Here is a 20,819-nt window from a genome sequence, read left to right on the forward strand (position 1 = left end):
GCTGCCCGGCAATTGCGGGCCAAGCGGCTTCGGCGTGCATGGCTGCGTCGCCGGCATGATGAAAACCTGTTGCGGAAAGGTGTATAATGTTAAGACAGTATAGGATAAGGATGTGAGTCCGATGGATGAAGAGAGGACTGTTTACGGCGCTTTCAAACCGGTGTTGCAGCAAGTGCTGGACGATTTGACGGCGGCGATTGAGACGTATAATGCGCAGGAAAAAGAAAAAAGCGGGGAAGCTGCTTATGAGCATCTGATTTACCGCATCAAAGGAGAGGCGAGCATGGCTGAAAAATGCCGGCGCAAAGGGCTGCCGCCGACGGCCGTGTCGGCGCTGCATGAGATCCGCGATGCCATCGGCATCCGCATCGTCTGTCGCTTTATGGAAGATATTTACATGAATATCGGTTATCTGCGCGCTCTTGAAGGGTGTACGATTGTAGCGGAGAAAGATTATATCAAGAACGTCAAGCCGAACGGCTACCGCAGTTATCATCTGATTTTGCAATTGGAGCGTCCCTATCCGGATGCGCTCGGCCGTAATCCGGGATTGTTCTATGCCGAAGTCCAGTTGCGTACGATCGCCATGGATTCTTGGGCCAGTCTGGAACACGAAATGAAGTATAAGCGAGAAATAAAAAACGCCGCTCTCATCTGCCGTGAACTGAAACGCTGCGCCGACGAATTGGCTGCCTGCGACGTGTCCATGCAAACGATCCGCAGATTGATTCGCGATGAAGGGAAGGCGGAAGGGTGATGACGATGAAGATTTTGCTTGCTGAAGATGAAAGGGACATGGCGGCGGCTGTTGCCGCCGTGCTGACACATTCGGGATATGCCGTCGATACGGTTTACGACGGAGCCGCAGCTGTCGCAAAGGCGGCGGAGAACGTGTACGATTGTCTGGTCTTCGATGTCATGATGCCCCATCTCGACGGTATCGGCGCTTTGCGTCAAATCCGCGGCAGCGGCAACGTGACGCCCGTTTTGTTGCTGACGGCGAAGGCTGAAGTCGGCGATCGTATTGACGGCCTTGATGCCGGCGCTGACGATTACCTGACGAAGCCCTTTGCTATGGGAGAACTGCTGGCCCGGCTGCGTTCGCTGACACGGCGTTCCGGCTCCTTTACACCGCGGCTGCTGACCTTGGGCAACGTTACACTGAATGTAGAAGAGCAGGAATTGCAGGGCGACAATTCCATCCGGCTGGCCAATAAAGAAACGAAGCTGATGCAGCTTCTGTTGTTGAATGGCGGCAAGGATTTTTCGACGGAACAGCTTTTTGCGCGGATTTGGGATGATGAAACGGACGTGACGGCAGATATCGTCTGGGTCTATATTTCCTATTTGCGGCAGAAATTGGAAGCCATTGCGGCGACGGTGGAAATCGTCGGGGAAAAGAACGGGTCCTTCGTCCTGCGTGAGATGTAGGCGGAAAGGAGTGCCTCATGAATGTCATTCAGCGTTTGCGCCGAAAGTTCATTTTTGTCGCGACCATCGCCGTTGTCATCATCATTTTCGTCGCTTTGGGACTGATTGATGCGGCCGTTTATTTGCAGGAAAAAGGACAAGTCGAGACGATTATGCAGCGTATCTCCGACAATGACGGCGTACTGCATCATGCGCCGGCGCCCGATGACAACGCCTGGTTTAATCTGAACTGGTCCGACGATACGCCGGAATTTGCCTATCAAATCCGCTATTTCAGCATTCTCGCCGATAAAGACGGCATCGTCAAGCGGGTCAATGTCGATCACATCGCATCATTTACGGAAGCGGAAGCGGTCCAGTATGCGCAGACGACACTGGATGCGGGACAGGAGAAGGGGTTTTTTAAAAAAAATTTGGCCACGTACGCCTACTGGATTACGGTCCGGGCAAACGGCGATCACCTGATCGTGATTATGGACTGTACGCGAGATATGGCGGCTGTCGACACCTTCATCCGCTCGTCCGTGCTGTTGGGAATCATCTGCATTCTGCTTTACGTGCTGATCGTCGCCGCCATGTCGAAGGTAGCCGTTCGTCCGTTTGTGGAGAACATGGAAAAGCAGAAGCGCTTTATTACCAACGCCGGTCATGAACTGAAGACGCCGGTAGCCATTATTTCGGCCAACACGGAAACGATGGAACTTATTAACGGCAAAAGCGAGTGGACGACGAGTATCCTGAAACAGGTAAGACGTCTGTCCAATCTGATTAATGACCTGATTCTTCTGGCGAAGATGGATGAAGAGGCGCAGGCGGAGATCACCTTTGAAGCGGTCGATGTTACGGCTGCCGTGAACGCCGTCGCCGATTCGTTCCGGCAAGTTCTCGTTGACAGCGGCAAGAATCTGGTAACGACGGTGGAGGCAGATGTATCGATTCCGTCACAGGAAAAGTTTCTCTATGAAATGATCAACATTCTCGTTGATAACGCCGTAAAGTATTGTGATGACGGCGGTACGGTTGCCGTGACGCTGCGGCGTCGCAAAAAAGGGAAAGGCGCCGTTTTTGCTGTGGCCAATACGTATGTCGGCGGGGAAACGGCTGATTATACGCGCTTTTTTGAACGGTTCTATCGCGGCGATACGTCGCATAACAGCAAGAAATCGGGGTACGGCATCGGCTTGTCCATGGCTGAGGAATTCGCCAAAATCCTGCGCGGCAAACTGCAGGTGTCGTATCGTGACCGTATGATCACCTTTACCGTTACCTTCTGAGCGGCTCTTGCCAAAAAAAGATATATATGGTACTGTTTCCGTATAACTTAAGAAGGGGTGATAGAGATGAACGTAATCTTATTGAACGGCAGCCGCCGTGAAAAGGGCTGTACGTACACGGCGCTGCAAGAAGTTGCCGCTCCGTTGACGGAGCAGGGGATCGTCACGGAGATTATTCATGCCGTGCCTACGGACGCCATTGTCCGGGAGACGGCGGAAAAACTGCAGGCAGCCGACGGGCTGGTCATCGGCTCTCCTGTTTACTGGGCGTCACCGTCCGGAGAAATCGTTACCTTTATGGATAAGCTGGCCGCTGTCGGGGGCAAGTATATGGCCCATAAGCCGGCGGCTGCCGTTGCTTCGGCGCGACGCGCCGGCACGACGGCGACGCTCGATGTGTTGTATAAGTACCTGGCTTACCATGAAACGCTGATCGTTTCGTCGAACTACTGGAATATGGTACACGGCAATACGCCGGAAGAAGTAAAGCAAGACGTCGAAGGGCTGCAGATCATGCGTATTTTGGGACGGAATATGGCTTGGGTTCTGCAATGCCTGGACGCCGGCAGGAGAGCGGGCGTTGCAATTCCGACCGCCGAAGCCAAGTTGTACACTAATTTTATTCGCTAAAGACCGGTGACGTGACCGACGGCGAACCTTTTCGTTTGGTTACTGCAGGCAAAAACGCTTCCTCCGTAGGGGGAAGCGTTTTTTTGTGAACAGTGACGCAATCGGTACTGCGGGAAAGGCGTTTCGAGAGTTAAATAATTTTTAAATAAAGAGATCGGCTGAAGGTGTTTTAGTTGCGGAACCATCATCCGGTCAGTATAATTCAATTATGAGGCTGTCATGACGTTGTTGTTTTATGCCGGCCCGGGTAAATTGTTACACATGAAGCGAGTCGTTGATCGTCAGTTTATGCGAGGGGCGCAATAAGAGAAGATGAACATGAGGAATTTGGGGAAATACAAGTACGTGGCGATCGTTGCCATCGTGTTTTTAGGCATCGCCGGCATACGCAGCTACGGGCAGCCTGCGGCGAAGGTGCAGGGGAATAAGGCAGTGGCCGTGTCCGTGCAAAAGGCGGCGGAAAAGATGGTGCCGCTGACGCTGGATGCAGTCGGCACGGCGCAGCCGGTCAATTCGGTAACCGTTATTCCGCAAGTTACGGGGCGGATTACGGCAGATACTATGAGCCGGGGCAGGAGGTGGAGGCCGGGCAGGTGTTGGCGCAAATCGATCCGGCTCCTTTTCAGCAACAACTGAATCAGGCCGAAGCCCAATTGGAGGCGGCACGGCGCAATGATACGTACAACACGGATACGGCTGCAAGGTACGGCGAGCTGTATCAGCAGGGAACCGTTTCCCGACAGGAATATGAGCAACAGTCCAGCACCGCCGGAGTTCAGGATGCAACGGTCCGGCAATTGGAAGCGGCTGTGGAGAATGCCAGAATCAGTTTGAATCATGCGCAGATAACGGCGCCGGTTTCCGGTCGCACAGGGGCGATCGGAGCGAATGTGGGAGCTATGGTTACGGCCAATCAGACGCAGATCGTCGTAATCAATCAAATGAATCCGATCTATGTGCAGTTCACGATTCCCGAGGCCAGTCTGCCGCAGGTCAGCGCCGCTCAGGCGGCGCAGCCGATTCAAGCGACGGTCAGAGAAGCGGAGAAGGGAAATGTCCTGGCAGTCGGCAAGGTGACCTTTATCGATAATACGATTGATCGGACATCCGGAACGATCGGGTTGAAAGCGGAGTTTTCGAATGACGGGCTGAAATTGTGGCCAGGTCAGTTTTTGCAGGTGCTGCTGCAACTTGGTGAGCCGAAAAAGCGCCTTGTCATTCCCGCTGCCGCCGTCATGGACGGACAGAAGGGGAAATATGTATTTATCGTTCAAGATGATCATACCGTCGCGATACGGCCCGTTGAGGTTTCCGGCGTGTCGGGCGATCTGGCAGTGATCAGTAAAGGCGTATCCATAGGAGATACGGTTGTTACAGACGGGCAATTGAACCTGAAGGACGGCAGCGCCGTATCTGTAAAACCTGCCGTTTCGGCAAGCCCGTCAGAGGGGGATGGAGCATGAATTTATCGGCATTATGGATCAGACGTCCGGTCATGACGATCTTGGTGATGATCACGATCTTCTTTTTCGGGCTGGTCAGCTATCAGCAGTTGCCGGTCAATGATCTGCCGAACGTCGATTATCCGGGGATTCAGATTTCGGCGTCCTTATCGGGAGCCAGTCCGGAAACGATGGCGTCTGCCGTGGCGCAGCCGCTGGAAAAACAACTGTCGACGATAGCCGGTGTGGAATCCATGTCTTCTGTCAGCTACACGGGGAAGACGACGATCAATATGACTTTTTCGCTGGATCGGGATATTGACGGTGCGGCAAATGATGTCAGCGCGGCGATTTCGGCGGCGAGCAAAAAACTTCCGGCCAATATGTCTTCGCCGCCGACATTTTCGAAGGTCAATCCGGCCGACCAGCCGATCATGCGGTACGTTATTTCTTCGAAGACCATGAAACCTGCAGATATAGAGAATTATGTGCAGGAGCGGCTCATCCCCGCCCTTTCCGGGATTAACGGCGTCGCGCAGGTACAGGTACTGGGTTCCGCGCAGTATGCCGTCCGGGTGCGCATCAATCCGGATAAACTGGCGTCGCTGGGGATCGGTATCAACGAAATCAGCAGCGCCATCAGTCAGGCCAACGTCAATATGCCGGGCGGTACGATTGCCAACGGATCTACCAGCTATAACATCAATTCGTCCGGGCAGCTGTTCAAGGCGGCAGAATATAATGACCTGATTATCGCTTATAAAGATAATAATCCCGTACGCATTCGAGATATAGGACAGGCCGTAGACAGTAATGACAATGAAAAAAGCTTACGGACTTTTATCACGCCGGATGATACGGCGCAAGGCGTGTTCATTTCCGTTTATAAACAACCGGGGTCCAATGCGGTAGAAGTAGCTCAACTGGTAGCGGATAAAATGAAAGATGTCGGCGATTCGCTGCCTCAAAGTCTGACCGTCTCCGAATTGTATAACAAGACCAATTATATTAAGGATTCTGTGCGGGATGTGCAATGGACGCTGGCATTGACGATTCTGCTGGTCATCGGTGTCGTTTTCTTTTTCCTCGGCAACTGGAAGAGCACGATCATTCCCGGTATTACGGTCCCGTTAGCGCTTATCGGCAGTTTTATGGTCATGAAGCTGTGCGGGTTTTCTTTAAATAATATTTCGTTGATGGCCCTGTCTCTGGCCGTCGGCTTTGTCGTAGACGACGCCGTCGTCGTTATGGAAAATATTGTGCGGCGCGTGGAAGCAGGGGAAGATCCCAAGTCCGCGGCGTTTACGGGTTCCAAAGAAATCGGCTTTACCGTGTTGTCCATGACGCTTTCGCTGGTAGCCGTCTTTATTCCCATCCTCTTTATGAACGGCATTGTCGGCCGCCTTTTTCGGGAATTTGCCGTCAGTATCGGCGTCGCCATTTTATTCTCCGGGTTTGTTTCCCTGACGCTGACCCCGTTGATGTGCTATCATCTGGTCAGCCGGCAGCGGGATGGCGATAAAAAAGGGTATCTTCGTTTGTTTAATATCGGTTTCGACCGGCTGAAAGGAACATACGCCAAGACTTTAGCCGCAGCGCTGAATCATCCTGTGAAAGTCTTCGCTGCGACGGGCATGATTTTTGTTTTGGCCGCTTTTTTATATACGCAGATCGATAAGGGGTTCATTCCCAGTCAGGATATGAACAATTTCAATATAAAAGTGCAGGGAGCTGACGCGGCGTCGTTTGACTATATGGTCGATCACGAGGCGCAAGTCGACAAAATCGTGCAACAGATTCCGGGATTGCGGGGAGCGCTGACGAATGTGGGATCGCCTACATCCAACGCCGCGTCCATCAATGTCAGTCTGGTAGATAAGGGCAGCCGACAGGAATCGGTCAGCCAGATTATCAGTGAGCTGCGCCCCAAACTGGCGGCGATTCCAGGCATAAAAGTGTCGATGTCCAATCCGCCTGCCATTAATATAGGCAGCAAGCAGAGTTCCGGAACAGGGCAGTATACGCTGACGAGTTCCGATCCGGACTTGTTATACAAGGCTGCCGCGGATATGGAAGAAAAACTTGCCGCGCTGCCCGGTATTCTTGATGTCAATTCATCCATGCAGATCAGCGTGCCTACGCTGTATTTTGAAATTGACCGCGACAAAGCCGCTATGCTGGGCATCTCGGCGAATCAGATTCAGGATGCGTTGTATTCGTCCTTTGCCGACAGGCAGGTCAGTACGATTTCTACGGCCAGCAATACGTATAATGTCTGGTTGGATCTGGGGAAACAATACCAGTCCGATCCATCTATGCTTCAACGGTTGTACATCAAACCGGGAACCGCCTCCAATTCCTCAAGCGGTAAAAGCAGTGCCGGTAAATCGACCAATACGGCTTCCGGTACGATTTCAACCACGACTTCGGCGTCTTCAGGAGATACGAGTCTCAGCGCCAATTTGGGTAATACGGCAAGCAGCGGTTTGGTGCCGCTGTCTTCGTTAGGCCATTTTACGGAGAAAACCAGCTCTCTATCGGTCAGCCATAGCGGCCAGATGCCGGCAGTAACCTTGCAGTTCAATCTTCAGCCGGGATATTCCATCGGCAGCGCCGCTGCCGATATTCAGAAAATCGCCGCCACGGCTTTGCCGGCAGGGGTAACCGGCTACTTTGAAGGCAGCGCTTCTGCCTACGCGGCTTCCTTTGCCAATATGGGATTTCTGTTGCTGGTGACGATCTTCATCATTTATGTCGTCTTGGGGATCCTTTATGAAAGCTTCATCCATCCGATTACCATCCTGTCGGCGTTGCCGTTGGCAGGGGCGGGCGCGTTGATCTTCCTGATTCTCTTTCATATGGAATTGGATATCTACTCGTATGTCGGTATTATCATGCTCGTCGGCCTGGTCAAAAAGAACGGCATCATGATGATTGATTTCGCCTTGTCGGCGCAAAAGCGGGAGCACTTATCGGCGCGGGAGGCGATTTGCGAAGCCTGTCAAACGCGGTTCAGGCCGATTATGATGACTACGTCGGCGGCGATTCTCGGAGCTTTGCCCATCGCCTTGGGTCTGGGAACCGGAGGGGAAGCCCGGCAGCCGATGGGCGTCGCCGTCGTTGGCGGCCTGCTGGTGTCACAGCTGCTTACCCTTTATGTGACGCCGGTCTTCTATGTGTGGCTTCATGGCTTGCAGGAACGATTTACAAAACGAGCCTCGTCACGGTAAGGAAAAAGCAAGAGGTGAAGAAAATCCGCCTTCGCCCGTGCAGGGAATTGAGGTTTGCCTTTTCTTGCAGACTGCATTGTCCGGGAGGGCAGCCGGGAAAAGAACGGCTGCTGTCCGCGTTGGCAATGGCGTTGAAGGGCGGGCTGTATAAGGTTTTTTTTAGCTTTCGGACGGAACGGAAGACGGCCGTACATGCCGAAGAAAAAGGTTGTCCTGTTTACCAACCAAAAGGACCGCTTCTCAGGGAGCGGTCCTTTTGGTTGGGCGTGGCGGCGATAAGCGGAAGCGGCGGGCGTACTCGCTGTATTCCCCTTATTGTTCTTTATTCACGGATAAAAGGGCGTATAATAATAGTCATCATTATGTGCAGGAAAACGAGTTGCGGCAGTGGCTCAGGAAACGACACGAGGAAGATGGATAGGTCATAGATATGGAAAAATGGAAACAAAATTTATGGATTTGCTGCGGTGCAGGTTTTATCGTTTCTATCGGGATGAGTCAATTGGCGCCGATGTTGCCGCTTTATATTTCAACGATGGGGGTGACGGCGACAGACGATATTGAACGTTGGTCCGGTATTATTTATGGTTGTAATTTTATTAGTTTAGCCGTTTTTTCGCCGATTTGGGGGCGTTTATCAGATCGATATGGCCGTAAACCGATGGTTATGCGCGCCAGCTTATGGCTTTCCTTCATCATGGCGGGAATGGGATTGGCGCAATCGGTATACCAGTTGGCGGCGCTGCGGTTGGCACAAGGCGCGATGAGCGGGTTTCAAGCCGCCGTGATTCCGCTTATTGCGCAGGAATCTCCGAAAGAGCATTCCGGCTGGGCTCTGGGGATGTTTTTTACCTGTCAAGTCAGCGGCAATCTTTTGGGACCCTTGTTGGGCGGGTGGCTTTCGGAAATTATCGGGATTCGCCATACGTTTTTCTTCATTGGATTTTTTTGCTTTCTCGGTTTCTTAGCGCTCTTTCGGATTCATGAAACGGTGCGGCCGCAAGTTGCGGAAAAGGCACGGACATTACGGGAAACATTTCGTCAGTTACCACAGCTGCAACTTATTATCGGTCTGTTTGTTACAACGTTGGTGATGCAATTCGCAACGATGTCGATTCAACCGATTATTACGGTGTATATCCATCAACTGATTGGGGATACGGATCATTTGGCGCTGATTGCCGGCGCCGTTTTCTCGGCGGCGGGCTTTGCCAGTATGCTTACGGCTTCTCATATTGGCGGTATAGCTGATCGCGCAGGCTCTCAGAAGGTTCTCCTGTTTTCCCTGTTTTTGGCGGGACTGTCTTTCATTTTGCAAGGAGTCGCCGAAAATCCTTTAGAACTTGGCATTTTACGCTTCCTGTTGGGAATCGCCCTGGCCGGCATGCTGCCTTCGGTGAATAATTTAATTCGCCAATATACGCCGGCACTTTGTTTGGGGCGAATTTACGGATTTAACCAATCAGCCCAGTTCTTAGGTATGTTCGCCGGCGCCGTTTGTGGCGGTCAATTGGCAGCGCTTATCGGAATTCGGCATCTTTTCTTCGTAACGGCAGGACTGCTCCTGCTCAATGCGTTTTGGTGCTGGCGCATGGTTTACCGATCCGTTTATGATTAAAGGGCGCGCAGGTTTTGTGCGGAATAGCCAGTAAAACACTAACCATACCGAATGAGGCGTTTTGCTGTCACTTCTTTTGCACAGCGGAAAAAAACGGCAGATCCTGTTGGAATGACGGGTTTCATCAACAGATGGACAAAAATGCCTTATAAGAAAAAAGCACAGGTTGCCGGTGCTTTTTTACGTGCATATTGCGAAAGGCGGAAAGTATGGGGATACAAAGAGTAAAAAACAGACGGGCTATGAAAATTTCATAAAAAGGAAAGAAGATCTTCCCGTTTTACGAGAAGACCTTCTTTCCTTAATGGTGGAGATAAGCGGGATCGAACCGCTGACCTCTTGAATGCCATTCAAGCGCTCTCCCAGCTGAGCTATACCCCCATGTATCATGCATAACGCCGATAAATATATAATAGCATGAAACGGAGAACTTTGCAAGAAGTTTTTTGCCATCTGTCGGGATGGAGTATCCTTTATTTCACAGAAAGGGCATATTACTGTTTATCACATAGGGCTTCCCATTTTTCATAGGCTGCTTCCAATTCGTCCTGGACCTTCATGTATTCATTATTGATAGCGGTCAACTCGTTCGGATTTAGTTGCATTTCCGGCTGGTTCATCTGGAATTCGTACATTTTCAACGTTGCTTCCCATTCGGCGATTTTCATTTCCAGTTTGTCAATTTGTTGTGCCGTGCCGTATGATGGCGTTTTCGCCGCTGCGTTTCGAGGGGCCGCCATGGCGGGCGGTGAGATCTTTTTGGCTTCTTTCGCCGGTTCTTCTGTCCGCTTTTTTTCAGACAGTTCAACCGCTTCCTGCTCTTTTTCCCGGTAATACGTGTAATTGCCGAGATAGTCTTTCAGCTTTTTATCTTCAAGTACCAAGGTGCGTGTCGTTATTTTATCGAGAAAATAGCGATCATGGGAAATAATCAAGTACGTGCCGCCGAATTCGAGGAGAGCTTGTTCCAGTATTTCCCGTGTCGGGATGTCGAGATGATTTGTCGGTTCATCGAGAATGAGAAAATTCGGTCCTTGCAGGAACAGTTTCAAGAGAGCCAGGCGGGCCTGCTCGCCGCCGCTGAGACTGTCGACGGTTTTAAAGACGTCGTCGCCGCGGAAGAGAAATCTGCCCAACAGGGAACGAGCTTCCTCTTCACCGTAACTGAAGGACTGCATGAGTTCTTCCAAGACGGACCAAGGACCGTGAAGATCCGTATGCTCTTGTGCGAAATAGCCGATATGCACGCGGCTGCCTAATGTAATGTGTCCTTGTGTTGCCGTTTTTTCACCTAAAATCATCCTGACCAGCGTCGTCTTGCCTGCACCGTTAGGGCCGATCAGGGCGGCGGCTTCACCACGGCGCAGAAGCAGCGACAGATGGCTGAAGAGTTCATTTTCGCCGTAGCCGCCGCAGATGTTGTCGAGGACGAGTACCTTTTGGCCGCATTCTTCAACGGGAGCGAAGGAAAACTGGAGAGTGGTCGTTGCAGCGGTCAGTTCGATCCGCTCCAGCCGCTCTAGCTGGGATTGTCTGCCGCGGGCTTGTTTCGCCTTGATGCCGGCTTTGTACTTGCGGATATATTCTTCCGTCTCCTTGATGTGTTCCTGTTGTTTTTTATAGGCGCTTTCCAATGTTTTGCGCCGTTCCTGCCGTTGCGAAACGTAACGCGAGTAATTGCCTTTATATTTGGTAACCGTCCCCTGATCCAGTTCCAATATGCCTGTCGTGACTTTGTCGAGGAAATAGCGGTCGTGCGAGACGATCAGAATCCCGCCGCCGTAGGACAGGAGATAAGATTCCAACCATTCGAGCATAGCCATGTCAAGATGATTCGTCGGCTCATCGAGAAACAGGTAGTCCGGTCGGCGAACAAGGGCTTTGGCGAGATTGATTCGTGTCTTTTGCCCGCCTGAAAAGCCTTGTACCGGTCTGGTCATGTCTTGTTCCGTAAAGCCGAGTCCGTAGATGATTTTTCGCGTCATGGCTTCGTAAGCGAAGCCGCCGAGCCATTCGAATCGATCCTGAAGGCGGGCATAGCGATTGATGAGCTCCGTGTTGTCCGGCATTTTCTGCATCGCCTGTTCCGTCCGTTTTAACTGTTCTTCAAGATGATGAACGTCCTTCCACGCGGCGTCGACAATCTGCTGCAACGTTACGGACTCGTGGAAAGAAATATCTTGTTGCAAGTAACCGATACTCTCGCCGTCGGAAGTAATCAAAGCGCCGCCGTCATAGTCTTCTTCTCCGATGAGACATTTTAAAAGCGTCGACTTCCCGGCGCCGTTGGCGCCGATCAAGCCGAGACGTTCACCGCGCCGGAGTTCAAAAGAGACGTCGGAAAAAATCGTATGCACGCCGAAGGCCTTGGCGAGTTTCTGTACTTTTATGCTGCCCATTGTTGTTCCTTTCTTGTTTTTCTGTCAATAACTTTTATTATACCATATTTGATTAGGCAAGGAAGGCCTCCGAAAAATTTCAAAAGAAGCTTGACAAGACGACTAATATATTTTATTATTTGAATATAAGGATATTCAAATAATAAAATATTCAAATAAAGTGATAAGTAAGAGGAGAAATTATGATGGAAATGAAAAACCAGGCCATGGTTAAAGAGACGGCGGAATTGTTGAAGGTTATTGCACATCCTGTGCGGCTTTGCATTGTGCATGGTCTGTGGCGCAACGGGCGCTGCAACGTATCGCATATGCAGTCCTGTTTGCAGGAGCCGCAGTCAACGATTTCACAACATCTGCAGAAGTTGCGTTTGGCCGGGATTGTAACGGCAGAGCGGCACGGCGTGGAAATTACGTACGCCCTGGCCGATCCGGTGATCAAGCAGGTATTGTCTATTCTATTTCAAGGAGAAGCGCAAAAAAAAGGAGATGACTGAATATGAAACGGTATATTATTGTCGGCGGTGTGGCCGGAGGTGCGTCGGCAGCGGCGAGACTGCGCCGATTGGATGAAGACGCGCAGATCATTTTGGTGGAACGGGGCCCCTATATTTCGTTCGCCAATTGCGGGTTGCCTTATTATGCAGGCGACGTCATCAAGGACCGTTCCCGTCTGCTGGTCCAGACCGTTGCGTCCGTACATGGTCGTTTTAACATCGACGTGCGGACGGAAAGCACTGTCGTCGCCGTTCATACGGCGAAGCGGACTGTGTCGATTTCGCACAACGGCACTGTCTATGAAGAACCGTATGACGGGCTGATCCTGTCTCCGGGCGCAGTGCCGTTGAAACCGCCGATTCCCGGTATTGACAGCGAAAAGATTCTTATGGTACGTACGATTCCCGACATCGATAAGGTACGCGCGATGGCTGACCGTTTTGCCGGAACGGGCAGCGCAGCCATTATCGGCGGCGGTTTTATCGGCATAGAAATGGCGGAGAACTTGAGGCGGCGCGGTATGGAAACGACGGTGATTGAAGCGGCTCCGCATATTTTGGCGCCGTTTGATACCGATATGGTTTTGCGGGCTGAACGGGAATTAAATGAGCATGGCGTCGGTTTGCTTTTGCAGGATGGCGTGCAGTCCTTTGCCGAAGACGGCGGTAAAGTGGTTATTACGACGCAGAGCGGGCGGCGCCTGTCCGTCGATTTTGTCGTCGCGTCTATCGGTATTCGTCCAGATACGGCGTTTCTCCGCGACAGCGGTATCGCCTTGAATGAGCGGGGATATATTATTGTTGATGAGACGATGGCAACGAATACTGCTGACGTTTACGCCGTCGGTGACGCCGTTCAGGTGCGCCGCCTTCATTCCGAAATGCCGTTGACGGTGGCGTTAGCGGGGCCGGCTAATCACCAGGGGCGTATTGCCGCCAATAACCTTGCCGGCCATGCCGAACGTTATCAGGGAGCGCAGGGAACGTCGATCGTTAACGTCTTTGACCTGGCTTTTGCCGCTACCGGTGAAAATGAACGGGCTCTGCAGGCGCGAGGACAGGCGTACCGTTCCGTGCGGGTTTACGCTGATAATCATGCCGGCTATTATCCCGGCTCCGTTAAGATCGCCATCAAGTTACTGTTTGCGCCGGATACGGGCGTCGTCTTGGGGGCGCAGATCTATGGCGCTGACGGTGTCGATAAGCGCATTGACGTTTTGGCTACGTTGCTGCGTCAAGGCGGTACCGTACGTGATCTGGCCGAATTGGAACTGGCCTATGCACCGCCTTTCGGCTCCGCCAAAGATGCCGTCAATATGGCCGGCTTCGCGGCGGAAAACGTGTTGGACCGATTGACGCAGACCGTTACGTACCAGGAAATGCAGGCTGCCGTCGCCAATGGGGCCGTTCTCCTCGATGTTCGTCCTGATGAAGGCTATGTACCCGCTCCGATCGGGCAGCCGCTGCATATACCGCTGGCGCAGCTGCGGGAACGGCTGGCCGAACTGGATCGGCGTAAGGAATATATCACGACTTGTAAAGTCGGACAGAATGCGTATTACGGCGAACGACTTTTGCGTCAGCACGGTTTCCGCGTGAAAAGCCTGCAAGGCGGCCTGATGAATATTATGGACCAGCGTTTTACCGCCAGTCCCTCCGCCGCGCCGGCCGGGCAGGAGCGCTGTGCAGTCGTTGCAACTGATGGCGCCGTTCCCTTCGACCGGGACTTTGACGTGACGGGAATCTCCTGCCCGGGACCGATGCTGAAGCTCAAAGAGGCCATGGATATGTTGCCTGATGGCGAAGTCGGTCGATTTACCGCTTCTGATCCGGGGTTCTGGCAAGACAGCGAGGCTTGGTGCCGGTCAACGGGAAATACGGTAGTCCACAGGGAAAAGAGCAACGGCCAGGTCAAGGTCTGGGTGCGCAAGGGGGAGTAAGAGAGGCAGTGCAGGACGTGAGCCCGATGACGGCTGCTGCACTGCCCGGAGTGAAAGACGATAAGACGATTATCGTTTTCAGCGGTGATTTCGACAAGGTGATGGCCGCTTTCGTCATTGCCAACGGAGCGTTGGCGATGGGCAAAAAGGTAACCATGTTCTTTACCTTTTGGGGGCTTAATGCGATCCGCAAGCCTCAACGGACGGGAATCAGAAAAAAATTGCTGGAAACGATGTTTGAATGGATGATGCCGCGCGGCAGTCGCAACCTGAAACTGTCGAACATGAATATGTTGGGAATCGGCACCAAACTGATGCGCAAGATCATGGCCGATAAAAACATTTCGTCATTGGAAGAGCTCATTGCCGGTGCGCAGGCACAGGGGGTCCGTATTCTGGCTTGTCAGATGTCGATGGACGCGATGGGACTGCGGCGGGAAGAACTGCTCGACGGGGTGGAAACGGTCGGCGTCGGGACCTTCTTGGGCGCCTCGGAAGAGGGGAACATGACGTTGTTTATTTAAATGTCTCCGATTGCGTCGGCGTGCCTGAGGGCTCGCACAGACTGTCGGGAAATAGAGATAACGGCTTTTCGCCGCCTCGGCGGATAGGGTCTGAAAGATATAAAAAGGACTGTCATTGACAGTCCTTTTTTTGATCAGACGTTGAAACGGAAATACGTGACATCGCCATCTTGCATGACGTAGTCCTTTCCTTCGAGACGGATAAGGCCTTTCTCTTTGGCGGCCTGTTCGCTGCCGCAGGCAATGAGATCTTCGTAGGAGACGATTTCGGCGCGGATAAACCCGCGTTCAATATCAGTGTGAATCTTGCCTGCCGCTTTCTGCGCTTTCGTACCGTCGGTGATGGTCCAGGCGCGGACTTCATCGGCGCCGGCGGTAAAGAAATTGATCAGCCCGAGGAGCGCGTAGGCTGCTTTGATCAATTTGTCCAGTCCCGCTTCGGGCAGCCCCAGTTCTTCCAAGAACATGGCCGCTTCGTCGGCAGGCAGTTCGGCAATTTCCGATTCGATTTTAGCGGAAACAGCAACGACTTGGGCTCCTTCCGCTTTGGCGAAGGCGACTACCTTTTGGACAAACGGATTTTCAGCGGCCGTTGCCACTTCCTCTTCGGCGACATTGGCGATGTAGAGGACCGGCTTTAATGTCAGCAGATTGAGTTCCTTGATCAACGGCAGTTCGTCTTTGGTCAAGGCCGCTTTGCGGGCAGATTCTCCGTTTTCCAGTGCCGTCAGGACTTTCTGCACGACGGCCAGCTCCGCTTTGGCGTTCTTATCGCCGCATTGGGCGATCTTGGTGATCCTGTCGGCCCGTTTTTGCGTAGTTTCCAGGTCGGCGAGACAGAGCTCCGTATTGATTGTTTCTATATCGCGGAGCGGATCGATGGAGCCGTCCACATGGGTAATATTGGAATCTTCAAAGCAGCGGACGACTTCGGCAATGGCGTCGGTTTCACGGATATGGCTCAAAAATTTATTGCCCAGGCCTTCTCCTTTTGACGCGCCGGCGACGAGCCCGGCAATGTCGACAAAACGCATGACGGCGGGAATCGTTTTTTTCGGCACATACATGTCGGTCAGAATCTGAATCCGTTTATCCGGAACTTCTACGACGCCGACATTCGGTTCAATTGTGCAGAACGGATAATTGGCCGCTTCTGCTCCGGCCTTGGTGATGGCATTGAAAAGGGTACTCTTGCCGACATTCGGCAAGCCGACAATGCCTACTTCAAGATTGGTGCTCACTGTTCAACCACCTTTATGCTAATAAATGCAATGCTGCAATGCGGCGTATCGCTTCTTCCGTATTTTCTTTCGTGCCGAAAGCCGTCAGGCGGAGATACCCTTCGCCATGGGGGCCGAATCCGGATCCCGGCGTTGTGACGACATGCGCTTTTTCGAGCAGCAAATCAAAGAAATCCCAGCTCTTCATGCCGTTTGGGGTCTGAACCCAGGCGTAAGGCGAATTCGTGGCGCCATAGACGGTATAGCCGGCAGCCTGTAAGCCGTCACGGATAATGTGCGCGTTGTTCATGTAATAGTCGACATCGGCGAGGCATTGCCGTTGGCCGGCTTCGGAATAATAAGCTTCCGCGGCGCGTTGGATGATGTACGGCGTGCCGTTGAAAAAGGTGCATTGACGGCGGTTCCACATGGGGTTCAGTTCGACAGGCGTACCGTCTGTCCGATAAGCCATGCAGGCTTTCGGAACGACGACATAGGAACAGCGCGTGCCCGTAAAACCGGCACACTTGGAATAGGAGCGGAGTTCGATGGCGACTTCTTTCGCGCCGGCCACTTCATAAATGCTGTGGGGCACATCCTTTTCCGTTATATAGGTTTCGTAAGCGGAATCGTAAATCAGAACGACTTTATTTTCTTTGGCATAGGCAATCCAGGTTTCCAGTTCTTTTCTCGACATTGCCGTTCCCGTCGGATTGCTGGGATTGCAGAGATAAATGATATCGACTTTTTCGGCAGGCGGCTGGGCTTTAAAGCCGTTTTCCGGCGTGCAGGGCAAATAGACGACGCCGCTGTAAATGCCTTTGTCGGCGTCAAAAGCGCCCGTGTGGCCGAGCATGACATTGGAATCGAGATAAACGGGATAGACGGGGTCCGCTACGGCGAACCGCATATCATTGCCGAAAATTTCCTGAATACAGGCAACGTCCGTTTTGGCGCCGTCGCCGACAAACACTTCATCGGGATCGAGCGTAACGCCGCGTTTTTCGTAATCTCCCTTGATGATGGCCTGACGGAGAAAATCGTAACCCTGCTCGGGACCATAACCGCGGAACGTTTCCGCTTGGCCCATTTCGTCGACAGCTTTATGCATCGCTTCAATGATTGCCGGCGCCAGAGGGCGCGTGACATCGCCGATACCGAGGCGAATGATGGAAGCGTCGGGATGTGCCTTGGAAAAGGCGTCCACTTTTTTGGCAATTGTAGCAAAGAGATAATTGCCGGGGAGTTTTAGATAATGTTCATTTACATGAGCCATGCAATGCCCTCCTTAAATTCACATACCGTTTTGTGTAAGTAACAACTTTTATTGTACTACAAGGGGACCGTATTGCAAAGTTTTCCCTTTCGTCCCTGGTTATGATAAAATAAAATAATAATCATTCGAAAAGCTATTTATAGAGGAGGACGCGCAGATGAAAGCAGCAATTTTCATGGGGAGCCCGCGGAAAAAGGGGAATACGGCACAATGTCTTACGCCTTTTTGTGAAGAATTGTCTCGCAGCGGCGCCGCATATACGGTGACCTGGCTTTACGATAAAACTATTTCTCCTTGTATCGCCTGTCGCGGCTGTCAAAAGGACTGGTCCGGGTTTAACTGCGTGATTGCCGACGATATGCAGGATATTGCCGTCCAGGTTATGGACAGCGACCTGATCGTCTTGGCGACACCGATTTACTCATGGTACTGTACGGCGCCGATGAAGGCAATGCTTGACCGTTTGGTCTATGGACTGAACAAGTATTATGGCGAGGAAGTGGGGCCGTCGCTGTGGGCCGGAAAACGTCTGGCCGTTTTTACGACGTGCGGGTATAAGCCGGAACATGGAGCCGACCTGTTCGTTGCAGGGATGCGCCGTTACTGCAAACATTCCAAGCTCACCTATGTCGGCTTGTTTGCAGAGCGCCATTTAGGCTACAACACGGTGTTTATGGATGAAAAAAAAGCGGACCACGCGCGGCAATTTGCGCGGGACATGGTGCAAGCCTGTTCACTTGGCTGAGGTAATCGTCCGGCGTCTTTTGGATGCCAAGGATCACACGAATTATCATTGCAGAAAGGTAGATATTATGAACGAATATACGGCGAAAAAATGTCTGGTTGCCTATTTCTCTCATCGGGGCATGAATTATATGAGCGGTAAGATTGTCGATCTGCAGCGCGGTAATACGGAACGGGCTGCGGAAATCATTGTACAGTTGACCGGCGGTACGGCATTTCGCATCGAAACGGAAGCGGAATATCCCTATGAGTACAGGGAAACGGTAGCGGCGGCCAAAGAGGAGAAAAAGACGCAGGCCCGTCCGGCGCTGCGCCATAACGACCTTGATGTGGCGGATTACGATCTTCTCTTTCTCGGGTATCCCAATTGGTGCGGCACGATTCCGATGGCTGTCGCCGCCTTTTTGGAAAGTCATGATTTCTCCGGCATGACGATCAAACCGTTTTGCACGCATGAAGGCAGCGGCTTCGGTACGAGCCTTCAAGACATCTTGGCCCTTTGCCCGTCGTGCCGACTGGAAGAGGGGCTGGCTCTTTTCGGTACGACTGTCGGTGACGCCGAGAGTGATATCCGGCACTGGCTGTACCGGGAATAAATGAAAAAAACGTTCTTTCCGATCCCCCTTTTTCGGGAGTGTTGGAAAGAACGTTTTTTTTTATTTCCGTTGTTATTCGTAGCGGAGCGCTTCGATCGGATCGAGCCGGGCTGCTTTCCGGGCGGGGTAAATGCCGAAGAAGAGGCCGATACCGACGGAAAAACAGAAGGAGACGATGATCGGAGCGGCTGTGACGACGGGCGTAAATTTGCCGCTCATGCGGATCGCTTCGGCGAGACCGACGCCCATGGCGACGCCGAGCAGACCGCCGATGACGCCGATGACGACGGATTCGATCAGAAATTGCAGCATGATCGTGCGGAAGGTGGCGCCCAGCGCTTTGCGGATACCGATTTCACGAGTTCGTTCCGTAACGGAAACCATCATGATATTCATAATGCCGATGCCGCCGACGAGCAGCGATATGGCGGCAATGCTGCCTAAGAAGAGCGTCAGCATCGTCGTCGTGCTGGTCATGGTCTCCATGAGGCTCGTCAGGTTGCGAACGGTGAAATCGTCTTCCTTGGTGCCGATAATGTGGTGACGCTGACGCAGCAACGTTTCGATCTGGCTCTGGACACTTTCGATTTTATCGGCGCTGGAAACCTGCACATTAATGGTCTTAACGTAGGTAATACCGAGCAGTCGTTCTTGCGCCGTCGTCAAGGGAACGATGACGACGTCGTCCTGATCCTGTCCCATTGACGACTGGCCTTTCGATTCCAGGACGCCGATAACGCGGTACGGTTGATTGTTGATGCGGATCGAACGGCCGACGGGATTGACGCTGTCGAAAAGATTGCCGGCGACGGTCGGGCCGATGACGGCGACGCGGTTGCGCGAATCCAGGTCGGCTTGACTGACGAAGGAACCGGAGGTGACGGAAAGCGAACGAATATTGAGGTATTCCGGCGTGACGCCGTAGACCGTCGTATTCCAGTTTTCATTGCCGTAGACGATTTGGTAGGATTTATTGACTGTCGGAGAGACGTAGTCGATGTCCTTGATTTTTTTCTTAATGGCATCGGCGTCATCCAGTTTGAGTTTTTCACCGGACCCGGCGGCTGTGCGGACGCCGCCGGAATTTGTGGCGCCGGGGATGATGATCAGCATATTGCTGCCTAAGCTGGCAATGGAGTTGGTTACATTCTGCTTGACGCCCATGCCGATGGAAATCATGACGATAACGGCGCCGACGCCGATAATGATACCCAACATGGTGAGAATGGAGCGAAGTTTGTTCGAGAGCAGGGCGGAAATGGCAATGCGTATGCTTTCACTAAACAACATCCATGACCACCCCTTTTCCGGCATCTTTCGTGATCAGACCGTCGGCAAGCAACAGCTGACGGCTGGCGCAAGCTGCGATTTCCGGTTCGTGCGTAACCAGGATGACCGTCTTTTTATCTTTGTGGAGCTCTTCGAAAAGGCTCATAATATCCCGTGTCGATTTGGTGTCGAGATTACCCGTCGGTTCGTCGGCCATGATAATATGCGGGTTGTTGACCAGCGCTCTGGCAATGGCGACGCGCTGCCGCTGTCCGCCGGATAATTCATTCGGCTTGTGATCGGCCCAAGTACCGAGACCGACGGCTTCCAGCTTGGCTTTGGCCCGCTGCGTTCGTTCTTTATGACCGACACCGGCATACACCAGGGGAAGCGCAACATTTTCAAGGGCAGATATGCGGCCTAAGAGGTTAAAATTTTGAAAAACGAAGCCGATTCGTTTGTTTCTTGTTTCGGCCAATTCATCATCAGTCAGATGAGCGACTTCCTGACCGCCCAGTACATACGAACCTTCCGTCGGTCTGTCGAGACAGCCGAGGATGTTCATCAATGTCGACTTGCCGGAGCCGGACGGTCCCATCAGCGCGGCGAATTCGCCTTCTTTGATTTCCAACGAAATGCCGGCCAACGCGGCAAAGTCTTCGCTGCCGATGTGATATATTTTCCGTATATTTGTAAGCTTTATCATTGCTTGATCCATATAAGTCCGCTCCT

General features: G+C 52.3%; 18 protein-coding genes and 1 tRNA gene. 13 read left to right on the plus strand and 6 right to left on the minus strand.

Annotated elements, in window-relative coordinates; translation table 11 throughout:
- Positions 1-121 precede the first annotated feature (121 nt).
- The 8 genes from C0977_RS03595 to C0977_RS03635 all read left to right on the plus strand — a co-directional run bounded on the left by C0977_RS03595 (position 122) and on the right by C0977_RS03635 (position 9,625).
- On the plus strand, positions 122-757 hold the full coding sequence (locus tag C0977_RS03595) for a GTP pyrophosphokinase (RefSeq protein ID WP_023054656.1): 636 nt from the start codon (positions 122-124) through the stop codon (positions 755-757).
- Positions 757-1,431, plus strand: coding sequence for a response regulator transcription factor (locus C0977_RS03600; protein ID WP_306306238.1), 675 nt, complete (start codon positions 757-759; stop codon positions 1,429-1,431). Before C0977_RS03595 ends, C0977_RS03600 begins: the two co-directional genes overlap by 1 nt.
- Before the next feature lie 17 nt (positions 1,432-1,448).
- The gene (locus C0977_RS03605) at positions 1,449-2,705 is read left to right on the plus strand and encodes a sensor histidine kinase (protein WP_101912467.1); all 1,257 of its coding nucleotides are present in this window, start codon (positions 1,449-1,451) and stop codon (positions 2,703-2,705) included.
- 66 nt (positions 2,706-2,771) lie between these two features.
- Positions 2,772-3,335 carry a flavodoxin family protein gene (locus C0977_RS03610; protein WP_101912468.1) on the plus strand — a complete coding sequence of 188 codons (564 nt, stop codon included), beginning with the start codon at positions 2,772-2,774 and terminating at the stop codon, positions 3,333-3,335.
- 312 nt (positions 3,336-3,647) lie between these two features.
- Positions 3,648-3,971 (plus strand): efflux RND transporter periplasmic adaptor subunit, encoded by a 324-nt coding sequence (locus C0977_RS03615; protein WP_145995068.1) that lies wholly within the window; start codon positions 3,648-3,650, stop codon positions 3,969-3,971.
- The gene (locus C0977_RS03620) at positions 3,929-4,798 is read left to right on the plus strand and encodes an efflux RND transporter periplasmic adaptor subunit (protein ID WP_159459025.1); all 870 of its coding nucleotides are present in this window, start codon (positions 3,929-3,931) and stop codon (positions 4,796-4,798) included. Before C0977_RS03615 ends, C0977_RS03620 begins: the two co-directional genes overlap by 43 nt.
- Positions 4,795-8,007: an efflux RND transporter permease subunit gene (locus C0977_RS03625; RefSeq protein WP_101912471.1), complete on the plus strand. Its 3,213-nt coding sequence runs from the start codon at positions 4,795-4,797 to the stop codon at positions 8,005-8,007. The genes C0977_RS03620 and C0977_RS03625 overlap by 4 nt, the downstream gene beginning before the upstream one ends.
- 430 nt (positions 8,008-8,437) lie before the next feature.
- On the plus strand, positions 8,438-9,625 hold the full coding sequence (locus tag C0977_RS03635) for an MFS transporter (protein WP_023054617.1): 1,188 nt from the start codon (positions 8,438-8,440) through the stop codon (positions 9,623-9,625).
- A 305-nt stretch (positions 9,626-9,930) separates the two neighbouring features.
- Here C0977_RS03635 and C0977_RS03640 read toward each other — a convergent pair.
- Both C0977_RS03640 and C0977_RS03645 read right to left on the minus strand, forming a co-directional pair.
- Positions 9,931-10,006: transfer RNA gene (locus C0977_RS03640), tRNA-Ala, on the minus strand.
- Positions 10,007-10,119: 113 nt separating this feature from the next.
- A complete protein-coding gene (locus C0977_RS03645; RefSeq protein WP_101912473.1) occupies positions 10,120-12,024 on the minus strand; it encodes an ABC-F family ATP-binding cassette domain-containing protein in 1,905 nt (634 codons plus the stop codon).
- A 182-nt stretch (positions 12,025-12,206) separates the two neighbouring features.
- Here C0977_RS03645 and C0977_RS03650 point away from each other — a divergent pair, with 182 nt between their 5' ends.
- Genes C0977_RS03650 through C0977_RS10980 form a run of 3 tightly spaced genes read left to right on the plus strand, consistent with a single transcriptional unit; the run spans position 12,207 to position 14,982 of the window.
- A complete protein-coding gene (locus C0977_RS03650) occupies positions 12,207-12,518 on the plus strand; it encodes an ArsR/SmtB family transcription factor (protein ID WP_200814203.1) in 312 nt (103 codons plus the stop codon).
- Between the two features lie 2 nt (positions 12,519-12,520).
- A complete protein-coding gene (locus C0977_RS03655; RefSeq protein ID WP_200814204.1) occupies positions 12,521-14,458 on the plus strand; it encodes an FAD-dependent oxidoreductase in 1,938 nt (645 codons plus the stop codon).
- A gap of 26 nt (positions 14,459-14,484) precedes the next feature.
- The gene (locus C0977_RS10980) at positions 14,485-14,982 is read left to right on the plus strand and encodes a DsrE/DsrF/DrsH-like family protein (protein ID WP_200814205.1); all 498 of its coding nucleotides are present in this window, start codon (positions 14,485-14,487) and stop codon (positions 14,980-14,982) included.
- A 134-nt stretch (positions 14,983-15,116) separates the two neighbouring features.
- Here C0977_RS10980 and ychF read toward each other — a convergent pair whose 3' ends face one another.
- Complete coding sequence (gene ychF, locus C0977_RS03660; protein ID WP_101912475.1) at positions 15,117-16,223, minus strand: redox-regulated ATPase YchF; 1,107 nt, start codon at positions 16,221-16,223, stop codon at positions 15,117-15,119.
- Positions 16,224-16,236: 13 nt separating this feature from the next.
- Complete coding sequence (locus tag C0977_RS03665; RefSeq protein WP_101912476.1) at positions 16,237-17,478, minus strand: LL-diaminopimelate aminotransferase; 1,242 nt, start codon at positions 17,476-17,478, stop codon at positions 16,237-16,239.
- Between the two features lie 157 nt (positions 17,479-17,635).
- On the opposite strand from C0977_RS03665, the gene C0977_RS03670 reads away from it, so the two are divergent.
- Together C0977_RS03670 and C0977_RS03675 are read left to right on the plus strand one after the other, a co-directional pair.
- The gene (locus C0977_RS03670) at positions 17,636-18,223 is read left to right on the plus strand and encodes a flavodoxin family protein (RefSeq protein WP_101912477.1); all 588 of its coding nucleotides are present in this window, start codon (positions 17,636-17,638) and stop codon (positions 18,221-18,223) included.
- Positions 18,156-18,818 carry a flavodoxin gene (locus tag C0977_RS03675; protein ID WP_231391321.1) on the plus strand — a complete coding sequence of 221 codons (663 nt, stop codon included), beginning with the start codon at positions 18,156-18,158 and terminating at the stop codon, positions 18,816-18,818. The genes C0977_RS03670 and C0977_RS03675 overlap by 68 nt, the downstream gene beginning before the upstream one ends.
- A 72-nt stretch (positions 18,819-18,890) precedes the next feature.
- Here C0977_RS03675 and C0977_RS03680 read toward each other — a convergent pair whose 3' ends face one another.
- Complete coding sequence (locus C0977_RS03680) at positions 18,891-20,108, minus strand: ABC transporter permease (RefSeq protein ID WP_023054619.1); 1,218 nt, start codon at positions 20,106-20,108, stop codon at positions 18,891-18,893.
- A complete protein-coding gene (locus tag C0977_RS03685; protein ID WP_101912478.1) occupies positions 20,098-20,805 on the minus strand; it encodes an ABC transporter ATP-binding protein in 708 nt (235 codons plus the stop codon). Before C0977_RS03685 ends, C0977_RS03680 begins: the two co-directional genes overlap by 11 nt.
- Between the last annotated feature and the right edge of the window lie 14 nt (positions 20,806-20,819).

Origin of the sequence: Megasphaera vaginalis (ex Bordigoni et al. 2020), from assembly GCF_900240295.1 — a bacterium.
Lineage (GTDB): Bacteria > Bacillota > Negativicutes > Veillonellales > Megasphaeraceae > Megasphaera > Megasphaera vaginalis.

Excerpts from the sequence above, each read along its gene's own strand:
- C0977_RS03595 (WP_023054656.1), top strand. The coding sequence starts at position 122 with ATGGATGAAGAGAGGACTGTTTACGGCGCTTTCAAACCGGTGTTGCAG.
- C0977_RS03600 (WP_306306238.1), top strand. The coding sequence starts at position 757 with ATGACGATGAAGATTTTGCTTGCTGAAGATGAAAGGGACATGGCGGCG.
- C0977_RS03605 (WP_101912467.1), top strand. The coding sequence starts at position 1,449 with ATGAATGTCATTCAGCGTTTGCGCCGAAAGTTCATTTTTGTCGCGACC.
- C0977_RS03610 (WP_101912468.1), top strand. The coding sequence starts at position 2,772 with ATGAACGTAATCTTATTGAACGGCAGCCGCCGTGAAAAGGGCTGTACG.
- C0977_RS03615 (WP_145995068.1), top strand. The coding sequence starts at position 3,648 with ATGAACATGAGGAATTTGGGGAAATACAAGTACGTGGCGATCGTTGCC.
- C0977_RS03625 (WP_101912471.1), top strand. The coding sequence starts at position 4,795 with ATGAATTTATCGGCATTATGGATCAGACGTCCGGTCATGACGATCTTG.
- C0977_RS03635 (WP_023054617.1), top strand. The coding sequence starts at position 8,438 with ATGGAAAAATGGAAACAAAATTTATGGATTTGCTGCGGTGCAGGTTTT.
- C0977_RS03645 (WP_101912473.1), bottom strand. The coding sequence starts at position 12,024 with ATGGGCAGCATAAAAGTACAGAAACTCGCCAAGGCCTTCGGCGTGCAT.
- C0977_RS03650 (WP_200814203.1), top strand. The coding sequence starts at position 12,207 with ATGATGGAAATGAAAAACCAGGCCATGGTTAAAGAGACGGCGGAATTG.
- C0977_RS03655 (WP_200814204.1), top strand. The coding sequence starts at position 12,521 with ATGAAACGGTATATTATTGTCGGCGGTGTGGCCGGAGGTGCGTCGGCA.
- C0977_RS10980 (WP_200814205.1), top strand. The coding sequence starts at position 14,485 with ATGACGGCTGCTGCACTGCCCGGAGTGAAAGACGATAAGACGATTATC.
- C0977_RS03665 (WP_101912476.1), bottom strand. The coding sequence starts at position 17,478 with ATGGCTCATGTAAATGAACATTATCTAAAACTCCCCGGCAATTATCTC.
- C0977_RS03670 (WP_101912477.1), top strand. The coding sequence starts at position 17,636 with ATGAAAGCAGCAATTTTCATGGGGAGCCCGCGGAAAAAGGGGAATACG.
- C0977_RS03675 (WP_231391321.1), top strand. The coding sequence starts at position 18,156 with ATGAAAAAAAAGCGGACCACGCGCGGCAATTTGCGCGGGACATGGTGC.
- C0977_RS03680 (WP_023054619.1), bottom strand. The coding sequence starts at position 20,108 with ATGTTGTTTAGTGAAAGCATACGCATTGCCATTTCCGCCCTGCTCTCG.
- C0977_RS03685 (WP_101912478.1), bottom strand. The coding sequence starts at position 20,805 with ATGGATCAAGCAATGATAAAGCTTACAAATATACGGAAAATATATCAC.